A 3,018-nucleotide genomic window follows, 5' to 3' on the forward strand; every position below is an offset into this window, starting at 1 on the left:
AGAATTTCCTTTGCGCTGTGGCCTTCCGCTAGAGCCTCTTCAGTGGCAGCTTTTGCCTGAGCAGGCATTGTTTCGATGATCGCGTTCGTTATTCTCTCCAGGGTTCCCATCTTCGACCTCCCCCACATTTATTTGCGGCGCAGACAGACCGCTGATTTCTCAAGATACATCGAAAAACTAGCGCCTGTTTTCACCGAATAGTCTATCTATAACCTTCTTCACGGTTGTAATGCCTTCTATCCTGTATCCTTCACTTCCCGTAAAGGCAAAACCGTTTTCCAGATCTCCCTTGCAGGCATTCATGAGCGCCTCTGCGATGCAGTATGGCGCTTCTCTGTAATTGCAGGTTTTTATGCATTGAAAGGAGCATTTAAAAGGCTTTTTCTTTCCCTGTTCAACATCGTCCAGAAACTTGTTTCTTATTGCTCTGCCCGGCATTCCCACAGGACTCTTGATAATGGTAATATCCTCCTCGCAAGCGTTCACGAATGCCTGCTTGAACCCGTAGTCTGCATCGCATTCTTCCGTGGCCACAAAGGCCGTCCCCACTTGAACTGCTGATGCTCCAAGCTTGAAGGCTTTTTCGACATCATCTCTGTCGAATATCCCTCCGGCCGCTATCACCGGAATATTCTTGCCAGTATCACGTTTCACCTGATCTACAAACCTTCTGATTTCAGGTACCGTCTTTTCGAGAGAACTATCTTCAGAAAAGATCTCCTCGACTCTGTATCCGAGGTGGCCGCCCGCCTTTGGTCCCTCCACAACGAAGCCGTCGGGGACGTATCTGTACCTGCCAAACCATCTCTTGAATATTACGGTCGCAGACTTCAGAGACGAGACTACTGGAATGATAGCAGTTTCCGATCCATCATCGAGATAAGAGGGGAGATCTAGAGGCAGTCCCGCGCCTGAGATGATCACGTCTATCTTCTCCTTCACGGCCGTTGCCACCATCTCTGCGTAGTTTGTGAGGGCTACCATAATGTTTACTCCCAAAACCCCTCTTGTCTTTTCCCTTGCCCTTCTTATGGTATTCTTTAGGCCATCTATGCTTGCCTGCCTGAAGTTCTTTCTGTAACCGTCAACCGTCATACCGATACCTGCCGTTCCAATAACCCCTATTCCGCCTTCAGAAGCGACGGAAGCGGCCAGGTTTTCCAGAGAAATCCCTACGGCCATTCCTCCTTGAATAAGGGGAAGCGCTGTCTCATGATTCTTTATCTTGAAGACTTCTATGTCGTCACATCCTCTCGATGCCTAAAGTGTGCATGATTCATAATAACCTAATTTGATGACCAGATTATTCTACTTCGAAAAGAATTCGATTAAGTCGTATGCTGACGATTCGCATTTGTATCAACAGTATCCTCATTCCGATGAAAGATCGCAGAGAAACTTGTGAATCTCGACCATCGCCAGTGTATCCATCTTGCAGTATTCCAGCATATCTCTTCTTATTCTCTCTACCTCGGACTCTCTGTAATTTCCCAGAGCCATATTCACGAATACATACCTGGCATCGTCACCGTTATGGATAAACAGTCCCTCATAACCAACCCCTTCTACGAGTGCGGGAAGAAGTCTTTTGATGGAGAAGCTTCCACCGAAGTCGGGATGATATATGTGGTCTTTCACAAGGAGTTCCGAATCTACAAATATCTCCGAGAAGGAGATGAGCTGCTCTGAAAGCTCAGGAAAATCTTTGAATCTGTTTGACAGCCATCTCAGAATATTTCTCTCGACGGAAGCGTGGTGCGCCATGAGTGTTTTACAATCCTTGAGGTCTTCAACCAGTCTTTCGGCTAGAAGGAGGCTTTCATCCCTCGAAGGATTGCCGAAAAGAAACTCCCTGTGTTCCAGGACGCCCGAGGCCTCCCTTCTAATGTGCAGTGAATATTGATACGGGATCCCCTCATAGGGTGCCAGGCCATCATACAGGGGAATAACTGAAGCTGCAGTCTCGAAATCGAGATAACCTATTGGATAATCCATACTATTCAGCTTTTCACGAAGCTCTTCGGGTTCGTCAACCACTATCCCTCCTGTCTTTGCTCCACGAAAGACCCTTTGCAGAAGGGGTTTGTCGCCAAGTGCCTCTCGCGGAAGCTCTTCCAGAGAGAAGTATCCCTTTTCGATCAAAGCATCTGTCTTATCGGCACCCAATCTGGGAAGCTCAAAGATACTGAGTCTCCTGTCCAGACCGAAGCATCTTCGAAGATGCTCGCAGTCTCTGCATTTGTACCCCAGTGAGCCGGAAGGGATCAATGTTGAAGTCAAGATAACTGATGCAAGTTCGAGTTTTGCCTTTATCTCACTTTTCTGCGCCGAGACCTCGTCCGTTACATCTATTATCTCAAAGAGCTTCCGGTCGTCATCACCCTTGCGATACATTCTAGAGACCATGATCAAACATGCTTTTTTGACTCTGTAACCCAAGTTTTCTATGACAGATACCGTGTAAGAAAGATCCCCTATGTATTCCTTTGTGTTTGATGAACCTGCAAGGCTGGACTTGACCTCGAAGACATCCAGTCCATCTGCCCCTTTTCTCAAAACGTCCGCCCTTGAGACGAAATCTCCGCTAATGAAAGCTGGTTCAAACAGTGTTACAGACTGCCTGTCTCCGATAATCCGCTCGGTTGTGAAGGAGGCCTCAAAGGGATCCAGTTCCTCTATCAGAATACCTTCAGGAAAGAGAGTCCTAGCCCTTCTACCGACATCTAGACCCTCTTTCATCCTGAAATCTTCTGCGATTGTCGGCGTGAAATCCCGAGGTTCATTCCTCTCGATCCATCCCCTGACAGGGCAGTAATCGTACTCGAGAAACATCTTCTTAGTAATAAGTCTCATCTAGCTTCACCTCGAGGCTTGAAGAGTGTTGAATGCCGGATCTCAGATCACGTCTCATGATGATTATAACAGCACAGATAGGTTCGGTTTTCAGGCTTTGTTTCGTGCCTTTATTTTTCCCGAAAGTGCAGGGAGCTTCCGTCGAAGCTTCATTTGAGATGTGGA

Annotated in this window: 3 protein-coding genes; all 3 read right to left on the reverse strand. The window is 47.3% G+C overall.

Annotated features, from left to right (window positions below):
* Nucleotides 1-110: cobalamin-binding protein (locus ENN47_01410; protein HDP76846.1), on the reverse strand; the 110-nt coding region annotated here is incomplete at its 3' end.
* Nucleotides 111-177: 67 nt separating this feature from the next.
* The gene (locus ENN47_01415; GenBank protein HDP76847.1) at nucleotides 178-1,239 is read right to left on the reverse strand and encodes a nitronate monooxygenase; all 1,062 of its coding nucleotides are present in this window, start codon (nucleotides 1,237-1,239) and stop codon (nucleotides 178-180) included.
* Nucleotides 1,240-1,371: 132 nt separating this feature from the next.
* A complete protein-coding gene (locus ENN47_01420; GenBank protein ID HDP76848.1) occupies nucleotides 1,372-2,853 on the reverse strand; it encodes a DUF2779 domain-containing protein in 1,482 nt (493 codons plus the stop codon).
* Nucleotides 2,854-3,018 lie beyond the last annotated feature (165 nt).

Origin of the sequence: Mesotoga infera (genome assembly GCA_011045915.1) — a bacterium.
In the GTDB taxonomy this organism is placed as follows: domain Bacteria; phylum Thermotogota; class Thermotogae; order Petrotogales; family Kosmotogaceae; genus Mesotoga; species Mesotoga infera_D.

Excerpts from the sequence above, each read along its gene's own strand:
- ENN47_01420 (HDP76848.1), bottom strand. The coding sequence starts at position 2,853 with ATGAGACTTATTACTAAGAAGATGTTTCTCGAGTACGATTACTGCCCT.